General features: G+C 47.3%; 19 protein-coding genes. 13 read left to right on the top strand and 6 right to left on the bottom strand.

The features are described 5' to 3' along the window. Positions 1 to 20: 20 nt before the first annotated feature. Entirely contained in the window at positions 21 to 1,022 is a 1,002-nt protein-coding gene (locus ACNA6I_RS21325) for a sensor histidine kinase (protein ID WP_063191282.1), read from the bottom strand. Beyond that, complete coding sequence (locus tag ACNA6I_RS21320; RefSeq protein WP_048004741.1) at positions 1,019 to 1,708, bottom strand: response regulator transcription factor; 690 nt, start codon at positions 1,706 to 1,708, stop codon at positions 1,019 to 1,021. Before ACNA6I_RS21320 ends, ACNA6I_RS21325 begins: the two co-directional genes overlap by 4 nt. Positions 1,709 to 2,248: 540 nt before the next feature. On the opposite strand from ACNA6I_RS21320, the gene ACNA6I_RS21315 reads away from it, so the two are divergent. The 6 genes from ACNA6I_RS21315 to essA all read left to right on the top strand — a co-directional run bounded on the left by ACNA6I_RS21315 (position 2,249) and on the right by essA (position 12,174). Continuing rightward, a complete protein-coding gene (locus ACNA6I_RS21315) occupies positions 2,249 to 2,542 on the top strand; it encodes a WXG100 family type VII secretion target (RefSeq protein WP_048004742.1) in 294 nt (97 codons plus the stop codon). A gap of 74 nt (positions 2,543 to 2,616) precedes the next feature. Continuing rightward, positions 2,617 to 2,859 carry an EsaB/YukD family protein gene (locus tag ACNA6I_RS21310; RefSeq protein WP_048004743.1) on the top strand — a complete coding sequence of 81 codons (243 nt, stop codon included), beginning with the start codon at positions 2,617 to 2,619 and terminating at the stop codon, positions 2,857 to 2,859. Positions 2,860 to 2,874: 15 nt separating this feature from the next. Continuing rightward, positions 2,875 to 4,212: a type VII secretion protein EssB gene (gene essB / locus ACNA6I_RS21305; RefSeq protein WP_416314137.1), complete on the top strand. Its 1,338-nt coding sequence runs from the start codon at positions 2,875 to 2,877 to the stop codon at positions 4,210 to 4,212. Between the two features lie 12 nt (positions 4,213 to 4,224). After that, a complete protein-coding gene (essC, locus tag ACNA6I_RS21300) occupies positions 4,225 to 8,679 on the top strand; it encodes a type VII secretion protein EssC (protein WP_416314136.1) in 4,455 nt (1,484 codons plus the stop codon). Beyond that, positions 8,676 to 11,708, top strand: coding sequence for a type VII secretion protein EsaA (esaA, locus tag ACNA6I_RS21295; protein WP_416314135.1), 3,033 nt, complete (start codon positions 8,676 to 8,678; stop codon positions 11,706 to 11,708). Before essC ends, esaA begins: the two co-directional genes overlap by 4 nt. Next, on the top strand, positions 11,698 to 12,174 hold the full coding sequence (gene essA / locus ACNA6I_RS21290) for a type VII secretion protein EssA (RefSeq protein WP_187427008.1): 477 nt from the start codon (positions 11,698 to 11,700) through the stop codon (positions 12,172 to 12,174). The genes esaA and essA overlap by 11 nt, the downstream gene beginning before the upstream one ends. Before the next feature lie 61 nt (positions 12,175 to 12,235). Here essA and ACNA6I_RS21285 read toward each other — a convergent pair whose 3' ends face one another. The 4 genes from ACNA6I_RS21285 to ACNA6I_RS21270 all read right to left on the bottom strand — a co-directional run bounded on the left by ACNA6I_RS21285 (position 12,236) and on the right by ACNA6I_RS21270 (position 14,938). Beyond that, a complete protein-coding gene (locus tag ACNA6I_RS21285; protein WP_048004747.1) occupies positions 12,236 to 12,604 on the bottom strand; it encodes a VOC family protein in 369 nt (122 codons plus the stop codon). A gap of 59 nt (positions 12,605 to 12,663) precedes the next feature. Beyond that, complete coding sequence (locus tag ACNA6I_RS21280; RefSeq protein WP_063191286.1) at positions 12,664 to 13,488, bottom strand: helix-turn-helix domain-containing protein; 825 nt, start codon at positions 13,486 to 13,488, stop codon at positions 12,664 to 12,666. Positions 13,489 to 13,569: 81 nt separating this feature from the next. After that, positions 13,570 to 13,959 carry a carboxymuconolactone decarboxylase family protein gene (locus ACNA6I_RS21275; protein ID WP_048004749.1) on the bottom strand — a complete coding sequence of 130 codons (390 nt, stop codon included), beginning with the start codon at positions 13,957 to 13,959 and terminating at the stop codon, positions 13,570 to 13,572. Positions 13,960 to 14,050: 91 nt separating this feature from the next. Then, on the bottom strand, positions 14,051 to 14,938 hold the full coding sequence (locus tag ACNA6I_RS21270) for a LysR family transcriptional regulator (RefSeq protein ID WP_048015690.1): 888 nt from the start codon (positions 14,936 to 14,938) through the stop codon (positions 14,051 to 14,053). Positions 14,939 to 15,094: 156 nt separating this feature from the next. On the opposite strand from ACNA6I_RS21270, the gene ACNA6I_RS21265 reads away from it, so the two are divergent. The 7 genes from ACNA6I_RS21265 (at position 15,095) to gvpT (ending at position 21,216) form a co-directional block, all read left to right on the top strand. Continuing rightward, positions 15,095 to 16,375 carry a GntP family permease gene (locus ACNA6I_RS21265; RefSeq protein WP_416314134.1) on the top strand — a complete coding sequence of 427 codons (1,281 nt, stop codon included), beginning with the start codon at positions 15,095 to 15,097 and terminating at the stop codon, positions 16,373 to 16,375. 78 nt (positions 16,376 to 16,453) lie between these two features. Then, positions 16,454 to 17,230 carry a 3-hydroxybutyrate dehydrogenase gene (locus tag ACNA6I_RS21260; protein WP_048004751.1) on the top strand — a complete coding sequence of 259 codons (777 nt, stop codon included), beginning with the start codon at positions 16,454 to 16,456 and terminating at the stop codon, positions 17,228 to 17,230. Positions 17,231 to 17,351: 121 nt separating this feature from the next. After that, the gene (locus ACNA6I_RS21255) at positions 17,352 to 18,068 is read left to right on the top strand and encodes a GNAT family N-acetyltransferase (RefSeq protein WP_416314133.1); all 717 of its coding nucleotides are present in this window, start codon (positions 17,352 to 17,354) and stop codon (positions 18,066 to 18,068) included. A gap of 302 nt (positions 18,069 to 18,370) precedes the next feature. Next, positions 18,371 to 19,546: a ParM/StbA family protein gene (locus ACNA6I_RS21250; protein ID WP_079514180.1), complete on the top strand. Its 1,176-nt coding sequence runs from the start codon at positions 18,371 to 18,373 to the stop codon at positions 19,544 to 19,546. Positions 19,547 to 19,570: 24 nt separating this feature from the next. Further along, the gene (locus ACNA6I_RS21245) at positions 19,571 to 20,122 is read left to right on the top strand and encodes a hypothetical protein (protein WP_231578688.1); all 552 of its coding nucleotides are present in this window, start codon (positions 19,571 to 19,573) and stop codon (positions 20,120 to 20,122) included. 336 nt (positions 20,123 to 20,458) lie between these two features. Further along, the gene (gvpJ, locus tag ACNA6I_RS21240; protein WP_048012091.1) at positions 20,459 to 20,716 is read left to right on the top strand and encodes a gas vesicle protein GvpJ; all 258 of its coding nucleotides are present in this window, start codon (positions 20,459 to 20,461) and stop codon (positions 20,714 to 20,716) included. A 47-nt stretch (positions 20,717 to 20,763) separates the two neighbouring features. Next, positions 20,764 to 21,216, top strand: a complete 453-nt coding sequence (gene gvpT / locus ACNA6I_RS21235) for a GvpT/GvpP family gas vesicle accessory protein (protein ID WP_063191290.1) — start codon at positions 20,764 to 20,766, stop codon at positions 21,214 to 21,216. Positions 21,217 to 21,221: the final 5 nt, after the last annotated feature.

The raw sequence follows: 21,221 nt of genomic DNA, 5'->3' as shown, positions 1-21,221 counted from the left end.
AAAAGCATGTGACAATGTTGTCACATGCCCATCACCTGGTGAATTTCATTGCGGTCCGGGAAGATCAGGGTAAAGGTCGATCCTTCACCGGGAGTGGAATCGACTTCGATTCTGATGAGGAGGGAATCGGTGATAGCCTTGGTCAGGTAAAGCCCCATGCCGGTGGAGGCGGCATGGTTATGGTGGACAGTCGATGTGAACCCTTTATCGAAAATCCGGGGCAGATCTTGAGGCTCGATTCCTCTGCCTTTGTCCCTGATAGACAAGGTCATCTGATCCCCGGCAGTGCCGGTGATCTCGATGTCTGTTGCTTCACTGTATTTGACGGCGTTGGTGAGGATCTGCCTGAATACGAACGAAAGCCACTTTGAGTCGCTCAGCACTTCGGTGGAGGCAAGGTCGATATCGAAACCGATCCCTTTCTGGATGCACCAAGACTGCAGCGTCTTGATTTCCTGATAGAGAAGGTCTTCTACATCGATCTTCTCAATATAAAGGTCATTCTCCATGATATCCATACGCTTCTGATGAAGCTGCTGGTCAAGAAGCAGGTGAATCCTCAACCATTCATATTTCAAAGGGGCCTTGAGAGAATCATTCTCCATGCGTTCCATGATGAGATGCATCGCTGTAAGAGGCGTCTTGACCTCATGGATCCAGGCGAGAAGGTCATCCTTCTCCTGATCGAGACGCATCCGGTTTTCCGAAGCGGCTTCTTTCAGGCTCTGCCCTTGTTCGGTGAGGATGTTGTAGAGGATATCCTCAAAAGGAGAATCCGGTTCCGGGACCCCGCTGATCGTGAAATTCCGGCTCCATTCTTCCAAGCCTTTATAAAAACGGGTCTCCCTCTGATAGCGGAAGAAAAGGAATCCGAGGAAGAAAAGAGAGGACAGGAAGGAGATATAAAGAATGGAGGCTACCGGTATGGCTGCATCAAGGAAGGCAATTCCGAGATAGAAAAGCTGGAGGAAGATAAACATGAGGATCCAGCTTTTCCTCTCCCACATAAATGCCCGGATCATGAAGGATCTCCTTCAACGGCCATATACCCCTGTCCCACCTTGGTGAGGATGTTTTGCCCCAGGCCGATCTCGTCCAGGCGTTTACGCAGGCGATTCACATTCACTGTGAGGGTATTGTCACTGATGAACCGTTTGTCGTCCCACAGCTTGTTGATCAGCTCATCACGGGTGACGATCCGGTTTTTATGCTCGATCAGGAGCTTCAGGATGAACATTTCATTCTTTGTCAGCTCGATGTTCCCTTCATCGTTGTCCACGGTATTCCGCTCATAATCAACCTTTGCCCCGCACCAGGTCTTCAGATTGACGACTTCGGCATTATAGTTGTAGACCCGCCGGAGCGTTGCCTGCACCTTTGCCACCAGCACGTCAAAGTGGAAAGGCTTCTGGATGAAGTCATCGGCCCCTAGCTGCATCGACATCACCATATCCATCGGGTGGTCCCGGGAAGAGAGGAAGAGGATCGGCACATTGGAGTGGGAGCGGATCATCCGGCACCAGTGAAAACCGTCGAACTTCGGCAGCTGGATATCAATGATCACCAGGTCAGGCTGAACCGCTGCGAACTCCTCCATTACCAGACTGAAATCCTTCACACCGTGGACCTCATACGACCATTGGGTCAACCGGTCACGAATCTCATTGAATAAACTTGTATCATCTTCGATCAAAAGCAATGTAAACAACTAAACCACCACAATACTGTTTTTAAAAAATTTTACCGAATAATGAAAGGTTTTACCAGAAATATCGGCCATTCTTATGTGTTTCCTTTTGACTGAATGGAAGTGATTGCGTGTTGGAAGAAGGATTTTAATCCCTCTGCAGGAATTGGTCCCCCACCCTTAGAACCAAAAAGTTTAACAATTTCTGAAAATTTCGGTTTATAAAAGTAAATATCAGGATATATAGTAAGTACTTGTAACCGTATCAGCCTGAGTGCGTCAGCGTATCCCGATGTCTGAAAAGGGGTGTGTCGATATCTGTCGTTTCGACAGGTCGGAAAGACCTAATCGACAAAGCATGACATTACATTATTCCTAAGGAACCTGAGATTTTAATAGTTATAAAGTTTCCTTTTGGGAGTAAAATCTGTGTTTTTATGTAAGATTGTAATAGTATGTTAGATGAAGTTGTCAGTAAAAGGAATCTATTCTTTGTTATGGGTATTCAGACTTTATATAGATGATTACCAACTAAAAACGTTATAAGGGAGAGGAAATTACATGTCAGGAAGAATTCGCGTAACCCCAGCAGAATTGGATGGTATGTCAGGCCGTTATTCAAACGAAAAAGGTAAACTCGAAAGCCAAATCGGCGATCTTGATGGAATGATCCGTGAACTTGAATCAATGTGGGAAGGTGAATCAAGCCGTGCCTTCAGCGATCAATATGAGCGCCTCCGTCCGTCCTTCGTTGAAATGCAAGAGTTGCTAGGAGATATCTCACTACAACTTAAAAATACTGCAAGAGCCATCGAGGATGCAGACAATCAAATCGCCAGCCAAATTCGTGGATAATCATTTCCGACGACATTTCAATCAAGGAGCGCTTAACGTGATGAAGCGCTCCTTCTTTATGAGGTGAATGAACGATGTACATAGAAATCACCGTCGATCTCAATCGATATCAGAAGGGGAAGGTCATTGACCTTCGTCTATCCAATTACCATACGGTCAAGAAACTCATCGACCTCGTATGGCAGTCCCAAAAGCTCACCTCGGAACCGAGGGAAGGATACTGGATCAGGATCGCCAATAAGGACCGGGTCATTTCAGGAAACGCCCGCCTGAATGAGGCCGAGATTCTCTCGGGTGACCGGGTTGAAATTTTATAAAGGAGAACAATGACCATGGCCGAAACGAAACGGACGTACCTAGAAGAAAAGCTTGATATTGTTGTGAACCGGACTGAAGACGTCATCACGTTCGTGTTTCAGAATGAAAAGATTAAATTGGACCATGTCAGAGAAATCATGTTCCTTAAAGACCTGGATCCGACCATTCAAAAGGAAATCAGGATGGAAAATGATGAACTGAGCATTTCCCACACCATCCCTGCCTCATATATTGCCTCTGAAAAGCTGAATATCGGTGAGAAGGAAAGGCTGATAACGGCACTCCAACTTGTCCATAGGGTGCAGCAGCACCGACTCTCAAGGATTCATTTAGTAGTAAGCCCCGGGAATATTGTATTCGACCAGGGATTAAGCCCTCACTTCCTGCACTACGGAGTGAAAGAGAGCCTTCCTCCATATGAAAAGGACGGAGAGGTCCTGTTCAGGGAAACGAAGGCAATGGCTGCTTTCATAGCCGATCCGAAGCTCTCGTTCGATGACTATATCAAATTTAGTGAAACGATCAAACTTTCCGAAGTGACACGGGCCATCATGGAAACGGCCACCTTCGAAGAACTCGAAGATGTACTGAATAAGAGTATCTTCGACGCGAAGGAAGTGGCTGCATCCTATATGTCCATCAGTAAAAAGAAATGGAAGACCAACCGCTATATCCTGCTGGGTGTATCCATACTATTGGTTCCAGCCATCATCTATTCAATCTATTCATTCTTCTTCATCAACCCGAAGCAGGAGAGCATTGTTTCCGCTCAGGAAAATTTCTTATTGAACAAATACAGTGATGTCGTCACTGAATTGGAGCCTTATGACATCGACGATATTCCAAAGGTTGCCCAGTATCAGCTGGCCCTCTCCTATATTGTGAATGAGTCCCTGTCAGAGGATCAGAAGGAGAACGTCAGGAATACGATTTCCCTGCAGTCCGACCCCATGTACTACGAGTACTGGATCAATATCGGACGCGGAAAGGCGAAGGAAGCCCTTGATACAGCCCGTTTCCTCGAAGACCGGGATTTGATCCTGTTTGGCCTGCTTAAGTATCGCGAACAGGTGAAGTCCGATAGCGAGCTGGACAGTGAAGAAAGACAGCAAAAGCTGAACGATATTGAAAGTGAAATCAATGAGTACGAAGAAGAAATGAAGAAACTTGAGGAAGAAAAAGCGGCTGAGGAAGAGCAGGCGAAGGAAGCAGATGCTGCTCCTCAAGAAGAACAGGATGCCGAACAGAAAGAAAAAGAGGCCCCTAAAGCTGACGATCAGAAAAAAGAAGACCAGAAAAAAGATCAGCAGAAGAAAGATCAGCAGAAGAAAGATGATAAAAAAACAGACTGAGTGGGTGATTGAATGTATGCCCTGTGGATTTTATATAAGGAACAGTACCAGTACTACAGAATCAATACGGACAGGGAAACGGTAACGATCGGGCGCAATCTCACGGATTCGGTGACCCTTCCTTCCCTCCCTACCGAATGGCAAACGCTGTCTATTGAAAAGCTCGGTTCATCGTTCCGGATCAAAGGAGATTTGGAAGAAGAGATCAAGCCCGGAAAGGAATGGACGTGCCAGGCTGGCAGTGAGAAACTTTCCATTCTCATAGCCCCGCTTGCGGAAGAAGACAATGTGTACTTCATCGGCCATTTGGAAGAGATGTTCATAGGTTCTCGGACGGGTGTGCATATCGCTATGCCCCATCATGAGGGAGTATCGGGAGAATGGTACAGGGGGGAGAACGGACGATGGGTGCTGCATCCAGACTCCGGATCGTTTTACTTGAACGGGGAGCGGATCAGAAAAAAAACGGAGATCCGCACGGGAGATATGGTCTTCACCCCCTATGTGACCATCTCCTTGTTGGAGGATGATCTGATCTCTATCCATGGAGTAGGGGAGATGGGGATTGATCTGCCCGAGTCCCGTCGGCCGTTGTCCGAGATGAAGAAGAAGTATCCGAATTATCGTCGGACGCCCCGGATGGTCTATGACCTTCCCGAAGAAAAAGTGCAGCTGTCGTTCCCAAGCCAGGAATCTGATGACTCGGGACGCAGCTTGTGGATCATCATCCTGCCGCCGCTTGTCATGCTTGTTGTCATGGGCTTCATTGCCCTTGTGATTCCAAGGGGGATCTTCATCATCATCTCGCTTGTCATGTTCACCACGACGTTGATTACGTCCACCGTTCAGTTCTTCAAGGATAAATCAACAAGGAAAAAGGCGAAAGAAAAGCGGGAGCGCGTATATACGAGCTATTTGAAAAATAAACGGCAGGAGCTCCAGGACCTCGCCGAGAAGCAGACCGATGTGCTCCAGTTCCATTATCCGTCGTATGAACGGATCAAGTACCTGACGGAAGAGCTCTCTGACCGTTTGTGGGAAAGGACCCTTGACAGCCCCGACTTTCTTGAGTTCCGCCTTGGGACAGGGAAGGTTCCCGCAAGTTACACCATTTCGTTGAGCTCAAGCGATATGGCCAACCGGGAAATGGATGATCTATTGGAGCAATCTCAAAAAATGAAAGAAGTCTATAGTGAGATCGACCATCTGCCCGTCAAAGCAGAACTGAGCCTCGGGGCAATCGGCTTGATCGGGAAGGAAGCCGTCTACAAGAACGAAATTCATCAGATGGTCGGACAGCTTGCCTTTTTCCACAGCTATCATGATCTTCGCTTCGTGTTCATTTTTGACGAAGAAGAATACGGCGAGTGGGAATGGATGAAATATCTGCCCCATTTCCAACTCCCGCAATCCTATGCCAAAGGCTTCATTTATAACGAAAAGACCCGCGATCAGATTCTGTCTTCCATCTATGAAGTGTTGAGGGAAAGGGATATAGACGATGATGCAAAGGAAAAGGTGATCTATTCACCCCACTATGTGTTCATCGTCACGAACCATCAGCTGATCTCCGACCACGTAATCCTTCAGTATCTTGAAGGGGAGTATGCCCATCTCGGGATGTCCGTCATTTTCGCGGCGGAAGCAAAGGAGAGCCTGTCGGAAAATATCCATACCCTTGTCCGGTACATCAATGATCAGCAGGGGGATATCTTGATTCAGAAGAAGAAAGCGGTCAAGATCCCGTTCAAATTGGATGCTTACGACCGGGAAGGCAATGAGCGTTATGCCCGCATGCTAAGGACACTGAACCATCAGATCGGGATGACCAATTCAATCCCGACAAGTGTGTCGTTCCTGGGGATGCTCGGAACGAACGACGTTCAGCAGCTTCCGATCAAGGAAAACTGGCTGACGAGGGAATCGGCCAAGTCCCTCGCCGTACCGGTGGGACTGAAAGGAAAGGAAGACCTCGTGGAGTTGAACCTTCACGAAAAGGCACACGGCCCCCATGGACTCCTTGCAGGTACCACGGGATCAGGGAAAAGTGAGTTCCTGCAAACTTATATCCTTTCACTCGCGGTCCATTTCCATCCACATGAGGTGGCCTTCCTGCTCATCGACTATAAGGGTGGGGGAATGGCGCAGCCGTTCAAGGATATTCCGCATTTGTTGGGGACCATCACCAATATCGAAGGGAGCAAGAACTTCAGTAACCGCGCCCTTGCTTCCATCAAAAGTGAACTGAAGCGGCGCCAGCGCCTGTTCGACCGATATGAAGTCAATCATATCAATGATTACACCCGTTTATATAAGCAAGGAAAAACCGAAGTGCCGCTTCCGCATCTCTTCCTCATTTCCGATGAGTTTGCAGAGTTGAAAAGCGAAGAACCTGACTTCATCAAGGAGCTTGTCTCCGCTGCCCGTATCGGGCGGAGCCTCGGTGTCCACCTGATCCTGGCGACTCAAAAGCCTGGAGGGGTCATCGATAATCAGATCTGGAGTAATGCCCGGTTCAGGGTGGCATTGAAAGTACAGAACTCGGAAGATAGTCGAGAAATCCTTAAAAATTCCGATGCAGCTGCCATTACCGTGACGGGCCGTGGTTATCTCCAAGTCGGAAATAATGAAGTATACGATCTATTCCAATCGGCATGGAGCGGTGCACCGTATCAGGAGGATTCCTATGAAGCGGAAGATGAGGTGGCCATCGTGACCGACCTTGGCCTCATTCCTCTATCCGAAGTGTCATCCAGCCCGGGTGGTCAAAAAGATGTGCAATCAGAGATCGACGCCGTCGTGGATCGCATCGAAGAGATGCAGTCAGCGATGAATATCGAGAAACTCCAGAGCCCTTGGCTGCCGCCATTGGCTGATCGATTGTACTTGCCGAGGGAGACCTCGCCTAAAGAAAACCAGGTCTTCCTGGCAACGATCGATGAGCCGGAGAAACAAAGTCAATCGCCTTACTGGTATACAGTGGTCGAGGACGGCAATGTCGGCATCTTCGGATCATCAGGCTACGGGAAGACGCAAACGGCCATCACGCTCCTCATGGGGATGGCCAGGAGCTTAACGCCAGAAGAGGTTCACTATTATCTCCTCGACTTCGGCAATGGGGGGCTTCTCCCATTGAAACAGCTTCCTCACACGGCCGATTACTTCCTCATTGATCAGGAGAGGAAGATTGAAAAATTCGTGTCGATCCTGGATGAAGAAATGGCCAACAGGAAACGGTTATTCCAGCAAAAAGAGGTAAGCTCCATCAAGATGTACAACACGGTCAGCGAAGAGAAGCTGCCCCTCCTCTTCGTGACCATCGATAATTATGACATTGTCAAAGATGAAATGATGGACTTTGAAATACAGATGAATCAGCTGGCGAGGGACGGCCAATCCCTCGGGGTTTATATGCTTCTTACAGCGACCCGGGTGAACTCCGTCCGTCAATCATTGATGAATAACCTGAAGACGAAGATTGCTCATTATCTGATGGACCAAACGGAGACCCAGACCCTGGTTGGGCGCGTCGACTTCGAACCGGAAGCCATTCCGGGCCGTGCCATCGTCAAAAAGGACACAGCCTTCTTCTCCCAGATCTTCCTCCCTTCAGAAGGGAAGGATGACTATGAACAATTGAACCGGTTAAAAGAAGACGTCCAGTTCCTGCGGGAGAAATATTCCGGTATGAGCCTTCCAGAACCGGTTCCGATGCTTCCAACAGAACTGACCATGGTCAATTTCACACAGTATACAGACCAAACCCAGCGACAGGGACTGCTGCCTGTAGGCTTGAACGAAGAGACGGTCAAACCGGTCTATGTCAATTTCCAGAAGACCAAGCACTGCCTCGTCCTCGGACAAGCCCAAAAAGGAAAGACGAACGTCTTGAAGGTGATGGCCAATACGATCCTTCAACAGGATACGGAGCATCTGGCCATTTTCGATTCCATCGACAGGGGTCTTATCCACATGATGAAAGAGGACAAGGTGGTTTATATGGAAAACCGCGAGCATATCGATATTTGGCTGACGAAAGCCGAAGAGATCTTCGCTGCAAGGGAAGAACAATACAACCAGTCCATCACCGACGGAAACTCCCTTCCTCAATTCCCGCCAATCTATCTCATGGCGGATGGGTATGGAAGATTCCTTCAGAATGTGGATACCAAACTGCAGGATCGCATCGTCAAATGCATGAAGAATTACTCCCACCTGGGCTTTTATATCATCATGAGCGGCAGCAATAATGAGTTGTCCAAAGGGTATGACGCACTCACCACCGAGTTGAAACAGATCAGACAGGCCATCGTGTTGATGAAGAAGTCCGAGCAGACCCTTTATACGCTCAGCTATGACCGAAAGGAACCCGATATTCAACCGGGCTTCGGCTACTATGTCGAAAACAGCAAGGAAATCAAATTACAAATACCACTCATGGTAACAGAAAGGAAAGTACTCGCATGACACAGAAAGTAAGCATGGTCAAACTTTTGGTAGCCATCTTAATGATCCTGGCCACACCGTTACTCTTCTTTCGTTCTGTCGGTGATAACCCTCTGAAGGTAGAGAAGAATGCCACCCAATCGATTGCCATCGTCAATGAAGATGCGGGTACTGAAGTGGACGGGGAATCCCTGCAGTTCGGGGGCGACGTCACATCATTACTCGGTGATGAGTCTTCCTATGAATGGACGGTCGTCGGAAGGAGTGCGGGTGAGAACGGCCTTGAAACATCGAAATATGATGCAGTGGTCTACATCCCCTCCGACTTTTCTGAAAAGATAATGACCTATGATGAAGAAAGACCGGTTAAAACCAATTTGAACTTCAAAGTGCAAACCCAATTGAATTCAGTGAATAAAGAAAGGGTCCTACGTGAAATCGAAACGGCCAGTAAAAAAGTGAACAACAAAATGTCCACCCTCTACTGGAACTACGTATCTGCGGATATGGAAAATGTCCGAGATGAGTTCGATCAAATCCTTGAAAAGGAGCAAACCTTCCAGCAAACGATGCTTGCTTTCTACAAGCCATCGTCCAAGGATCTTGCCGGCCAGATCGAACAGCAACAAAACATGCTTCTCGGGCTCCAGGAGTCCATCAAGCAGGCAGACAGCCGTGTGCCTGAACAGGAAAATACCCTCGAGTCCTTCCGGGAGAGGCTGACTCAATTCGTTGAGTACGTCGACCAGTACCGGGAATACCAGGATAACCAAAAGCAGCTCCTTGCCGAGGTGCAATCCCAGTCGGTACAAATGATCGACGAGTCTACTCAAAACGCCCAGCCGATGTATATGAAGCAAAAAGAGCTGTTCGGACAGCAGGGCAGTCAAATCGATAACGGCATGGAGCAGCTGAATGCAAAAATGAAGGACAACCAGAATGCGTTTGCTGCGCTGAAAGAGAACCGAATGGCTGAGGTCGATCGCCAAGTTCAGGATTTCTACAGCTTCCAGGACCGAGTATTGGACTATTACCAGCAACTGCAGGATACAAGGAAACTGGATAATCTGCAGGGGACGATCCAGGAATGGAACAATAAAATTTCCGAGGGGGACGGTGTGATCTTTGATCCACCGGTGAAGCCTGAAATGCCTGAGGAATCCGATGATGAAGAGGGGAATGAGGATCCAGGCAATCCAGGAAACCCTGATGCACCAGGTGAAGGCAACGGTGAAAACCCTGGAAATGGAAATGGACCGGGAAAACCGGGAGATTCTGCACCTGTCCCGCCTGACCTGACTCCGGAAATTGCACAGCTTAATGAAATTTCCGCAGATATGGCAGCCATTCAAGGAATACTCTCCGGGGAGGAAGTACCAACTCCTGAACAGTTGACCGAGGCTATTCAAAAGCTGGTACCCCTTGGTGAGCGCCTGGCCGGGGTAAAGTCAAGCCTCGACCAAAAGAACACGAACACAGAAAATCCCCTTCAGAAAGAAGTGGATAAGCTTCTTAAAGAAGTAGAGGCATTGACCAATCAGAACAGCGGTCTCGGTGAGCGCATCAAAGAGCTCGAAGCAAAGGTTACCGGACTGCTTGCCGATAAAGAATCGCTGAAAAAGCATATCGAAGAACTGAACGAGAATAATGACATCCTGACGAAACAGTTGGAAATGTTCTCGGACAACATCATGAATATCGTCGGAGAGATTGATGCCAAGGAAGCATCCATCCTTCAGTCACCGGCCCTGTCCTCTAAACGAAAAGAAGAGCTTGGCGGCTATTTCGCAAGGGGCATCAATAATTATAAGCTCATGGACTTGATCAAATACTATGCGTACTTGGATCAGTATGAAGCTGTATTGAACGGGATGCTCCAGGAAAATGGAGTGAAGAAGACCGTACTTGATGATGAAAATGTACGAAATGAAGTCATGGGGATCCTTTCTGTAACCGATGGGGAAAAAGCCATGTGGGAAGACATGAATACGAACAGGCTTCTGACCACCCAGGATGGACTCAACACCCTTCAGGATTCATTTACCGTCTTCATGGCAGAGTACAATGAAACCCTCAATAATAACCAAAAACAACTCACAGAAAACCTAAACGCCATCAGCCAGGATGCCGGAAAAGTGCTTCAGCGCATCCAGCAGCCTGAACAAACCGCTCCGACTCCGAACAATGGTGCATCAGGCACTGAAGTCGTCGGAAATCAGCAGCAGGTTGTGAGTGAAGTCAAGACGATCCATTCGTTCCTGACGAATGTGCAGGACAATCAAAGTACGATTGTATCCTATACGACCGATCTGCAATCCAATGTCGCCAACGTACAAAATGATGCCGATACGCTGAACAACAAGTGGGCGACGAATGTCGCATCCACGCAAATGGTGCGTGATGATGTATTCAGCATCCTCGGGAACGCATTTGTTGACGGTCAATCCAACGGATACGTATATGACTTCCTTACCAATCCACTGAAGGTGAATGGAGACGTACCTCAGGAGAAGAAAGACAGCGTGATTCCTCCGGTCGTCATCCTGTTCATCATCCTGATCTCGAGCCTTATGATCGGCTATACAAGCTATTACTTCCAGCGTGTACCGCTCTGGCTCCAGGGAGTGCTGTTCCTCCTGCTGAATTTGATTGTAGGATTCCTGATCAGTCTTTACGGACTCGATATCTATTCCCTTGGAGAATCGCGCGAAGTGGAGTGGACGGTATTCACCATCCTGCTCCTCCTGACAGGTTCAGGACTGGTCCGGATGGGCTTTGTCACTCATCGCCTCCTGGGCTGGTTCATCTCAGTCGCGATCGTCGCTCTGTTTGTCACGCCGCTTCTCGCCCTTTCAACGCCGAACTTCAGCTTTAAAGATCCGATGTCGACAGTGTATCTATCGATTCAATACGGCACGGATTCCAAGTTCGGACAGGCCGCTCTCATCATGGGCCTCATCCTGGCGGCACTTGTCGTCCTACAAGTGCTCCTGGGACGCAATAAGGGGCATGGAGGGGGCGGCAAGGGTGATGAAGCCTATGAAGGCTAAAATCCTTCTGGTGGCCATTCTCGCAAGCCTCCTCTTCACAGGGGCTCCGGTACTTGCCAATACGGATATTGAAGATCTCGTCCCGAATGATTATCAGGATAATAAGTTCCGGAAAAATACAGACCTGATTCATGAAAGGAATCTGTATAACAACGAACGGAGCACCATTCCTGAAGAGCAGAAGGGATTGACCTTTGATGGTGCCGGGAGTGAAACATCTGAAGAGCGATTGGATGCCCTCTTTCAAGGAACGGAAAAAGATACGAATACCATCAAGGCAAAAGCCGATAATCTGAAGCTCTTCAGTGAAACCGAAACGGCCAAATTGGGCTCGTTGGAAGAGCAGGGGGAAAAATCATCCTCTCTGTCTCTCCTCATCATCATCTTTGCAGGGATCTGTCTCCTGCTTCTCATCGCGGTGATGATTGCCTGGGCACGTGCAGGTCAGAACATGAAAAAAGCGTAATCGAATATGAAAAAGCCGGGAATCGATTCAGGATTCCCGGCTTTTTCGTGCTATACATATGCTATTCAGCTCTTTCTTCACTCATTAATGCATGCGTATTCCCTTCAGAATCCTTGAAAAAACACATCCACGTCTCAATTTCCCCCATTTTGGACACCACATGTGGTTCCCCGGAGACTTCCACGCCTTTATTCCTCAACTCCAAATAAGCAGTACGCGTACTGTCCACATTGAAATACACAACGGAGCTAGGATGGTCGTATTCCTGCTTTTCCGGCAAGGTGAGGAGGATCCTTACGTCCCCTGATTGCAGGAAGGCCATTGTATCCGTATGGAAGAGAAGCGGGAGTCCCAGGGTTCCCTGATAAAAGGCTGTCGCCCTCTCGATGTTCTTGACGGGGATCCCGACTTGTCCGACTGATTTGATCATTTTATGTCCACCTTTCGTGTGTTTCCACCATCGTAATTGATTTTCGCCGCCAATACTTATCAAAAATCACCTTTTTTAAAATATTGCCTGGGTGATAATCCTGTATGGAGCTTAAAAGAGCGGCTGAAGGATGCTGAATTTGAAAATCCGAGATCATAAGCCATCTCTGTGTAGGACTTAGAGGATTCTTTCAGGAGGAGTTTGGCTTTGTCCATCCGGTACATCATCAGGTGTTGTTTTGGCGTGACACCGAACAATTGCCCGTAGTTTCTGAGCAGGTGATTGGCAGATAGACAGGCAACGCGCGCTATGTCTTCAAGGTTGAGGGCTGTATGACAGTAGGCTCGTATGTATTCGTTGGCCCTGCTGAGCCTTTTGAATAGTTCTTCACGTGTTGACCGCTTTAAAGAAGATAAACGCTCCTGCTCTTGAGGAACAGTGGTTTGATCGGCCAGGATGGCTTCCATGACGGAATAAAAGGATTCTTCAAGTTCCCTGTCGTGATGGGCGTGCTTCGTCAGTCTAAGCATCTTCTCAAGACGTGGCCCGAGATGATAGGTCTTTTCAAAAAATCCATCTTCTCCAACAGGTTTGAAAGGATCTGTGAGCAGTTGGTCCTGGGAGGCTTCCAACGTCCGAGACACTTCTGAATAAAAGCCTGATCGGAAGAAGAGGCAGAATGATTCAACAGGCTCCTCTTCCTCGATATGGAGGGAATATTCGCCCTCATTCACGAGCAGATATCGATTCTCTTCCACGCTGTAGAAGCCACCGTTCGCTTCATAGAGAGCACGCCCTCGTCTGAAGGTTTTTATGGACATCTGTCCCGTTCCTTCCCAATGAAAATCCTTTCCCCACTCATGAAGTACATAATTATGATTCATGATCCTCACCCCTTCCATCATTATACAATAACGGATGCCTGTGGAATGAAAAAAGCGCCCGATGAACGGGCGCTCTGAGTGTTACTCTTCTTTTCTCAGGGCAAAGACCTTCTTGGCCACTTCAAGGGCGTTGAGCACGCGCGGGAAGCCTGTGTAAGGGATCAAATGGATGATAGCTTCTACAATTTCCTTTTCCGTCAGTCCTGCCGTCAGGCCCGTATTGATATGAAGCTCCAATTGAGGCTCCGTACCTTGGGTCACAAGGGACGAAATCGTGATCAATGCGCGCTGTTGGTTCGTCAAACCGGAGCGTGAGTAGATGTCTCCATATGCGAATTCAATAATGTATTTCCCCACATCAGGTGCGATGCTCTCCAAGTCCTCTGAGATCTTAAGGTGGCTGGGAACGTCTTTATTGCCTGAAAGGGTGTATTCCATCAGTTTTTCCAGTCCGGCTTCGTACTTACTCATGTTGAATCCCTCCTGTTGTGATCTGCACCTACTACGATAACGCAGGAGAAACTATGAGTAAAATACATATATATTATATGATATATGAAGTTTATGAATGAGAGAAATGATTATTCATATGCGCAATGAATTTCTTGGACGCAAAGGATACATACCTTCCCTTCTTCGTTACAACACCCAACTTGTAAGGCAGCCCGGGAGACTTGATGGGGACAGAAGTGACGGAAGAGGTCTTCAGTTTCTTCGTTAGGGACTGGGGAAGGATGGACACCCCGAGATTCTCTCCGATCATTTCGTTGATAAAATCCCACTGTGAGCTCTCGTAGGCAATCTTCGGGCTAAATCCAGCTTCCTTGCAGTATTCGATTACGCGATCATGAAGAGTGAATCCTTCGCTGAATAAGATGAACTCTTCTTCCTCCAGCTCTTTCATCGTGATGGATTCACGAGCTGCAAACCGGTGATCCGAATGAACAAACAAATGCAACCGCTCTTCGATGATGGAAATGATATCGAGTGAATCCTCATCAAGGGGCATGACGATGACCCCAAGATCGAGAAGACCGTCCTTCACCTCTTGCGTCACCTGATTGGCCCCATGCTCGATCAGCTGAATCTCGATATCGGGGTACTGATTCTTAAATGACTTGATCAGCTTGGGGAAATATAGGAACCCGATCAACGGTGGGATTCCAATTTTGATTTTCCCTTTCTTCAAGTGCATCAGATCATACAGGTGAGTGGACAGATGGTCGAGTGATTCAAGGATGACGCTTGATTGTTCATAGACGATCTGTCCGGCCTCTGTCAGCTGAATTTGCCGGGATGACCGGTCGATAAGCTCCATTTCCAGCTCATCCTCAAGGCCCTTCACCATCTTGCTGAGGGTAGGCTGGGACAGGTGAAGGACCCGTGATGCTTTGGTAAAGCTTTTATGTTTGGCTACTTCGTTGAAGTAGGTGAGTTGACGGATATCTATGGGAACTCGCCTCCATTTTATATAGATATTATGCATACTAATTATAGTATTAATTCATTTTACTTATCGAAATGGGAGGAGTAAAATTTCTAATGCATTCATTTTGTGTCTATTTTATGAACAGGACCAAGGTCCTTGAAAGAAAGGTGAAATTCATTGTTAAGTATCATCATCGGCCTTGCACTGCTGATGTTTTTCGCATATTTAGGCTGGTCCATCATCTGGGTGGCCCCCATCGTCGCGGGAATCGTCGCACTGTTAAGCGGCCTTGATCTGATGGACGCATACACCGACACGTATATGTCAGGTTTTGTCGACTTCGCAAAGAAGTGGTTCCCGATCTTCCTTCTTGGAGCCGTATTCGGAAAACTGATGGAAGACACGGGAGCGGCGAAATCAGTTGCTTTCCAAATCACCAGAATCATCGGTGAAAAGAGGGCCATCCTCGGCGTGCTCGTCGCTTCCGCAGTCCTTACGTACGGGGGCGTCAGCCTCTTCGTGGTCGTATTCGCCATCTATCCGATTGCATTGGCTCTATTCAAAAAAGCCGATATCACCCGCAACCTCATTGCCCCGACCATCGTACTTGGTGCATTCACGTTCACCATGACGTCAGTGCCGGGAACACCGCAGATCCAGAATCTGATACCCATGAAAACGTTCGGAACGACGCCTATGGCAGGAACGTTCATGGGTATCGGGGCGACCATCGTCATGGCAGTGGGGGGATACTTCTGGCTCACCTGGAGACAGAAACGACTCGCCTCCTCGGGCTTGCACTTTATCGCACCGAAAAACTCAACAGAAGTGGAGAAAGATGGCCCTCTGCCACATTGGATCTTATCCCTGTTACCACTTTTAGTCGTCGTCATCCTGTTGAACGGTGTGAAATGGGATCCCATTCCGTCTTTGCTGTCAGGGATCCTTTTGATTCTCATCCCGAATGCCAAGCAGTATAAGGCGTTCATTCCGTCTGTAAATGAAGGGGCAAAGGGGTCGGTCATGGCCATCATCAACACAAGTGCCGCTGTCGGATTCGGGGCAGTTGTGACAAGTGTTCCGGATTTCGACAGAATCACCGATGTCCTGCTTGGCTTTTCAGATAATCCCTTGATTTCAGAGTCCCTGATCGTACAGGTACTTGCCATGATCACAGGTTCAGCCTCCGGCGGGATGGGAATCGCCATGCAGGCACTGGGCGATACCTATTCAGGACTCGCCCAGTCATCGGGCATCAGCCCTGAAGCCTTCCACCGCATGGCATCCATTGCCTCGGGAGCATCCATCCTGCCTCATAATGGCGCCCTCTTGACGCTTCTGGCAGTCACTGGCGTCACGCACAAGGAAACCTACAAAGACGTATTCATCGTAGGGTTGATCATCCCGACGATTGCCGTCATCGTTGCCATCATCATGGCGTCTCTCGGCATCATCTAAAGCAGACTGTAAGTATTGGAAAAAGGAAAAAATGGGTAAAAGAAAACAGATATCTAACCAACAAGGAGTGTTTGAATCATGGTAAACGACAAAGTAGTAGTCATCACAGGATCAGCAAGTGGAATTGGATACGAAATCGGTAAAACCTTCGCCGAAAATGGAAGTAAAGTCGTATTGACCGACCTTAACGAAGAGGGTGTCAAAGCTTCAGCGCAGGAATTAAAAGATCTTGGATATGAAGCAATTGGTTTGAAAGCAGATGTGACAAGCGAGGAAGACATTAAGAATATGATCCAGGCAGCCCATAAAGAATATGGCCGCATCGATGTTCTCATCAACAATGCCGGTCTTCAACACGTATCCCCAATTGAAGAATTCCCGACAGAAAAGTTCGAGTTGATGATAAAAATCATGCTGACGGCACCGTTTGTCGCCATTAAACACGTCCTTCCCATTATGAAAGAGCAGAAGTTCGGACGTATCCTCAACATCTCTTCCATCAATGGATTGATCGGCTTTGCAGGTAAAGCAGCCTATAATAGTGCCAAGCACGGTGTCATTGGGCTTACGAAGGTAGCAGCACTCGAATCCGCAGCTGATGGTGTAACCGTCAATTCCATCTGTCCGGGATATGTTGACACTCCGCTCGTTCGTGGACAAATGAAGGATATTGCAAGCTCTAGAAATGTACCAGTAGAAAAAGTCCTTGAAGAAGTCATCTACCCGCTCGTTCCACAAAAACGTCTGTTGGATGTGAAAGAAATCGCAGATTACGCTATGTTCTTATCAAGTGATCAAGCAAAAAGCGTCACAGGACAAGCCGTTGTCATTGATGGTGGGTATACAGCTCAATAATCCAGAAGATGGCCGTCGTCAAAGGGTTCGAATCCTTTACGGCGGTTTTTTTATTTGAAGCAGCACAAGGCGACTATTCACCTTCCTTAATCTTTACTACACTAGTGGGAGGTTGCGAAAAATGGGAGGAATCAATTTGACCATCATACATACTGGTACGTTAAACGAGCATCACATCCCTTATGTTGTAAAGGTAGTACAGGGGGAGGGGAGCGGGGAGCTACTCTCTTTACAGGAATCTGTGAGATCTGGACTGCCGGAACCGGCCAGTCTTCAGCCCCTATCTGAAGAAGAGTTCGACTATATCCTGAAGGGGAACGGCTTGATCCTGGGAGTGTACGTGGAGGGTTGTCTTGTCGCAGCGAGGGCGGTTTTATTCCCTCCTGTTGATAACAACCACCTGGGGAAGGACGTAGCAATTCCGCGTTCTGAATGGTCGAACGTGGTGTATCAGGAAACTTCTTTCGTTTCTGAGAAGGTACGCGGCAATGGGTTGCAAAAACTATTGGGCGTGTTAATTATGGAGGAATTAACAAGATCGAGAGCTGATATTGATTATATTTGCTGTACGGTGGCCCCATTTAATATTCCTAGTTTAAAAGACAAATTTGTACAGGGACTGATGATTGGCGGTCTGAAACGGAAATACGGTGGCAGCTGGCGGTACATTTTCGTAAAGAATCTCAAGAGAGAGTTTGAGATCCTTCCTCCTTTTAAGAAAGTGGCCATGGAGGAATTCCAGGAGCAACAGGATTTGCTTTCAGCGGGCTGGATGGGAGTTTCTTTGACTGAAGATGATAGAGGGTGGAAACTAATTTTCGGGAAAAAGAGATGCTAGGAACATTTCCTTTTTAATGGAAAAACAGTTTGATAGGTTATGTAAACAAAAAAGTTTACATGTTTACAATATTGTACACAATTGTATTCAAAAATGTATACAAGTACACAAAAGTGTATACATGCTGTTTTAAAGGCATGTGTACAATATTCGTATACAACGATACATAATTGTACACAAATGCAGGATGCTTCTTCCAGAATTAAAGATAGAAAGTAGGATTGACCGCGCTCCCTCTATCCTTTACTCTGAAAGTAAGAGTGCTAATTTTACAAATTCTTACTCGGGAAAGGATGGCTAGTATGACAACGACTCGTATTGCCGCAATTGATGTAGGTAACGACTCTCTTAAAGGTGTATTTGGTAAATTGGAATCAGAAGTAAACATCCCTAATGTCATTGCAAGGGATATTGAAGATCGTCCTATCATCGGAATTGAAGAGCTGGACGCTCAAAGCCCACTAGACGGTATACATATCCGTGTCCACTCCCCTACTCTCAAAGATAATAATGCAATCTATCGTGTAGGAAATCTCGCAACGAAAAGTACGAACTCGACAGAACTTGATCCAGGAAGCAGCAAATCGGAAGAAGATCAAACGCTCGTCATGCTCTTCGCTTCCCTTGCGCTTGATGCAGCAGCACACGATGGATTCAAAAAGAATAATAAAGTAATCGAAGCAAATTATACGCTTGGTACCGGACTTCCGCTCCGTGAAGTAAAGGAAGGGAAGGATGTCGGATACCGCTCAAAACTTCTTGGATCCGTTCATCAGGTAGAATTCCTGGTCACCCCTCAGTATCAAGGTGTGAAGGTCAATATCCGCTTTGATGAAGTGAAGGTGTATCCGGAAGGTTTCGCAGCGTTCATCAACCTGGTAATGGATAACAACGGAAACATTATTAATAAAGAACTGATCGATAAGCGCATCCTGATTCAGGATATAGGAGGTCTCTCGACTGATATCGCCGTCATTAAAGACCGTAAAGTCGACGATGACAAAGCCCAAGGATTCAATCTAGGGGTCTCTGAGTCACTCGAGTTGATCAGGGAAGAAATCCGTTCCCGTCACGGCGTGGAGCTTGACAGCAGACGCGACGTCGTAGAAATCATCACGAAGAAAAGTGACCGCAATCACATTATGGTGAAGGGAAGCAGGACAAGTGTCCACGATATAGTGGATCGCATCATGCTTGAACTGGCCAAAAAGCAATATCGCCATCTCAGAAATATGTGGCAAAAGAATTCTCAAACCGAAATCTGCTATTTCATCGGGGGCGGTTCGAGTGTCCTGAAGGAATATATCAAGACGTTGAACAACAATCTTGATGGCTATAACATCGACTTCTTCGAGGATGAAAAAGAGAGTATCTGGATGATGGTCCATGCATACTACAAGCTCATCTCTGACTATGTAAGAAAGAGTGAAAAAGCCGATAAAGTGAAAGAAGAACAAAAACTGGCGAAATCAAAATAGGGTGATGATATGAACGGAAAAGGGATGTCGAGAGGGCAACCGATTACTTTCAGGATTCCTTCGGATACTCCGGATCACATATTGAAACATCTTCAGAAGCTCAAAGAAACGGAGAGGCGCAATTTCTCCAGTCGCATCGCTGAGCTCGTTGTCAACGGCGTGAACGAAAACCTCTCCAAACAGCGGGAAGCCATCACAATTCCCTTGCCGAAGGGGCTTGATAAGTCTCAACGAGATTGGTTGAAACATGAGCATTCGGAGGCGCTGCTCGGCAGCATTGTATACCAGTTGCTGTCGAATCCTGTAAGGACAGCTTCATTACTCGCATCCTTGAACAGCAGTTCCCTCAATATAGACGAGGCGCTCTATCTTCAGGAAGAGGCGGCTGGTGCCACCTTCGAACCTGTGGAAGAGGAGGCCCCGGTTGAGGAATTCAATCTTCCTTCATCGGATGAAGATCTTGATCAATTCGACTGGGAAAGTGCGATGAAACCTGAGGAACCGGTAGCGGATGAATCTGAAGAAGAGAGTCTCGACGATCTTCTGGGTGATTTCTTATCACAAATGAATAAATGAAAGAAGGCTGCATCCTTATGGGTGCAGCCTTCTTTTTTAGGTCAAAAGATCTACTGTTAAAGGCAGTTCACAAAGAAAAACCCATTCAATGAGCAGGAAATTTGATTATTGATATTTGTAACACATTTGTAATATAACTGGTTGAACGAAAGGAAGAGTGTGCATTCACAAGGGTTTGAAAGCCGTGGAATATTACATGTCGACTGGATTCGCCAAAAGATGCATCTGAAATAGTCTTTACCCATTATTTTCTGGTTTAGGGGTGGATGGAATGGAGGTAAACATCGACTAAATTGAATAGATACCTGAGCATGACGAATTGGAGGGTCAGTTTGAATGAGCATTCAAAAGAGCACAGACAGTTCGAGCCTGGCAGAGGTGATCGACCGGATACTGGATAAGGGCATTGTCATTGATGCATTCGCAAGAGTATCCCTAGTCGGGATAGAGATCCTCACCGTGGAGGCCAGGGTGGTCATCGCTAGTGTGGATACGTGGCTTCGATATGCAGAAGCAGTGGGCCTCCTGCGGGATGAAGTCGAAAAAGAAGGAATCGGGTACCAGACCTCGTCAACTGAATCATTCAGCGTGTAAAGCAGTATCTGAAATACAACAAAATACGAACAGAAAAGAGGATGGGCATGGCAAGTAACAAACAATCAGAAGAAAAGAAGCAGACAGAATCTACAGAAGAAAACGTGAACGGATCGATGCAATATGCAATCATCGGCGGAGTGGTCGGAGCCGGACTTGGATTGCTCTCAAATCCGGGTACGACGAAAAAGATGGCAGCAAGCCTTGGGAAATCTGAACTGATGAAGGCCGCTACAAAGGAATTGAGAAGGACGGCCCAGGAGTTCGTCACAGAACAGGCGATGATCTCCCTCAGACAAACAGCTTCAGGCTACTTCAGTAAAATGGACAGTGGGGTTCTGTCCCCACTGAAGAATAAGCTGACTGAGAAGAAGGGCTCGGGTGAAAACGAATCCCAAAACGACGAAATCAAGCAGATCAAAGAAGATAATCAGGATTTGAATGAACGCCTCGAACGAATTGAAGAAATGTTGAATAAACTTGTCGACTCCAAGAAATAGTAGGT

The organism is Rossellomorea sp. FS2, from assembly GCF_047915635.1.
Classification (GTDB): Bacteria; Bacillota; Bacilli; order Bacillales; family Bacillaceae_B; genus Rossellomorea; species Rossellomorea marisflavi_A.
The sequence above is the reverse complement of the archived record's forward strand: the minus strand, read 5'-3'. Positions and strand labels throughout refer to the sequence as shown.

Bases quoted from the DNA above. Each gene is read 5' to 3' on its own strand.
- ACNA6I_RS21245 (WP_231578688.1), top strand. From the start codon at position 19,571: ATGTCGAGAGGGCAACCGATTACTTTCAGGATTCCTTCGGATACTCCG.
- gvpJ (WP_048012091.1), top strand. From the start codon at position 20,459: ATGAGCATTCAAAAGAGCACAGACAGTTCGAGCCTGGCAGAGGTGATC.
- ACNA6I_RS21255 (WP_416314133.1), top strand. From the start codon at position 17,352: ATGGGAGGAATCAATTTGACCATCATACATACTGGTACGTTAAACGAG.
- ACNA6I_RS21310 (WP_048004743.1), top strand. From the start codon at position 2,617: ATGTACATAGAAATCACCGTCGATCTCAATCGATATCAGAAGGGGAAG.
- essB (WP_416314137.1), top strand. From the start codon at position 2,875: ATGGCCGAAACGAAACGGACGTACCTAGAAGAAAAGCTTGATATTGTT.
- essA (WP_187427008.1), top strand. From the start codon at position 11,698: ATGAAGGCTAAAATCCTTCTGGTGGCCATTCTCGCAAGCCTCCTCTTC.
- ACNA6I_RS21285 (WP_048004747.1), bottom strand. From the start codon at position 12,604: ATGATCAAATCAGTCGGACAAGTCGGGATCCCCGTCAAGAACATCGAG.
- ACNA6I_RS21275 (WP_048004749.1), bottom strand. From the start codon at position 13,959: ATGAGTAAGTACGAAGCCGGACTGGAAAAACTGATGGAATACACCCTT.
- ACNA6I_RS21315 (WP_048004742.1), top strand. From the start codon at position 2,249: ATGTCAGGAAGAATTCGCGTAACCCCAGCAGAATTGGATGGTATGTCA.
- ACNA6I_RS21280 (WP_063191286.1), bottom strand. From the start codon at position 13,488: ATGAATCATAATTATGTACTTCATGAGTGGGGAAAGGATTTTCATTGG.
- gvpT (WP_063191290.1), top strand. From the start codon at position 20,764: ATGGCAAGTAACAAACAATCAGAAGAAAAGAAGCAGACAGAATCTACA.
- ACNA6I_RS21250 (WP_079514180.1), top strand. From the start codon at position 18,371: ATGACAACGACTCGTATTGCCGCAATTGATGTAGGTAACGACTCTCTT.
- essC (WP_416314136.1), top strand. From the start codon at position 4,225: ATGTATGCCCTGTGGATTTTATATAAGGAACAGTACCAGTACTACAGA.
- esaA (WP_416314135.1), top strand. From the start codon at position 8,676: ATGACACAGAAAGTAAGCATGGTCAAACTTTTGGTAGCCATCTTAATG.
- ACNA6I_RS21325 (WP_063191282.1), bottom strand. From the start codon at position 1,022: ATGATCCGGGCATTTATGTGGGAGAGGAAAAGCTGGATCCTCATGTTT.
- ACNA6I_RS21260 (WP_048004751.1), top strand. From the start codon at position 16,454: ATGGTAAACGACAAAGTAGTAGTCATCACAGGATCAGCAAGTGGAATT.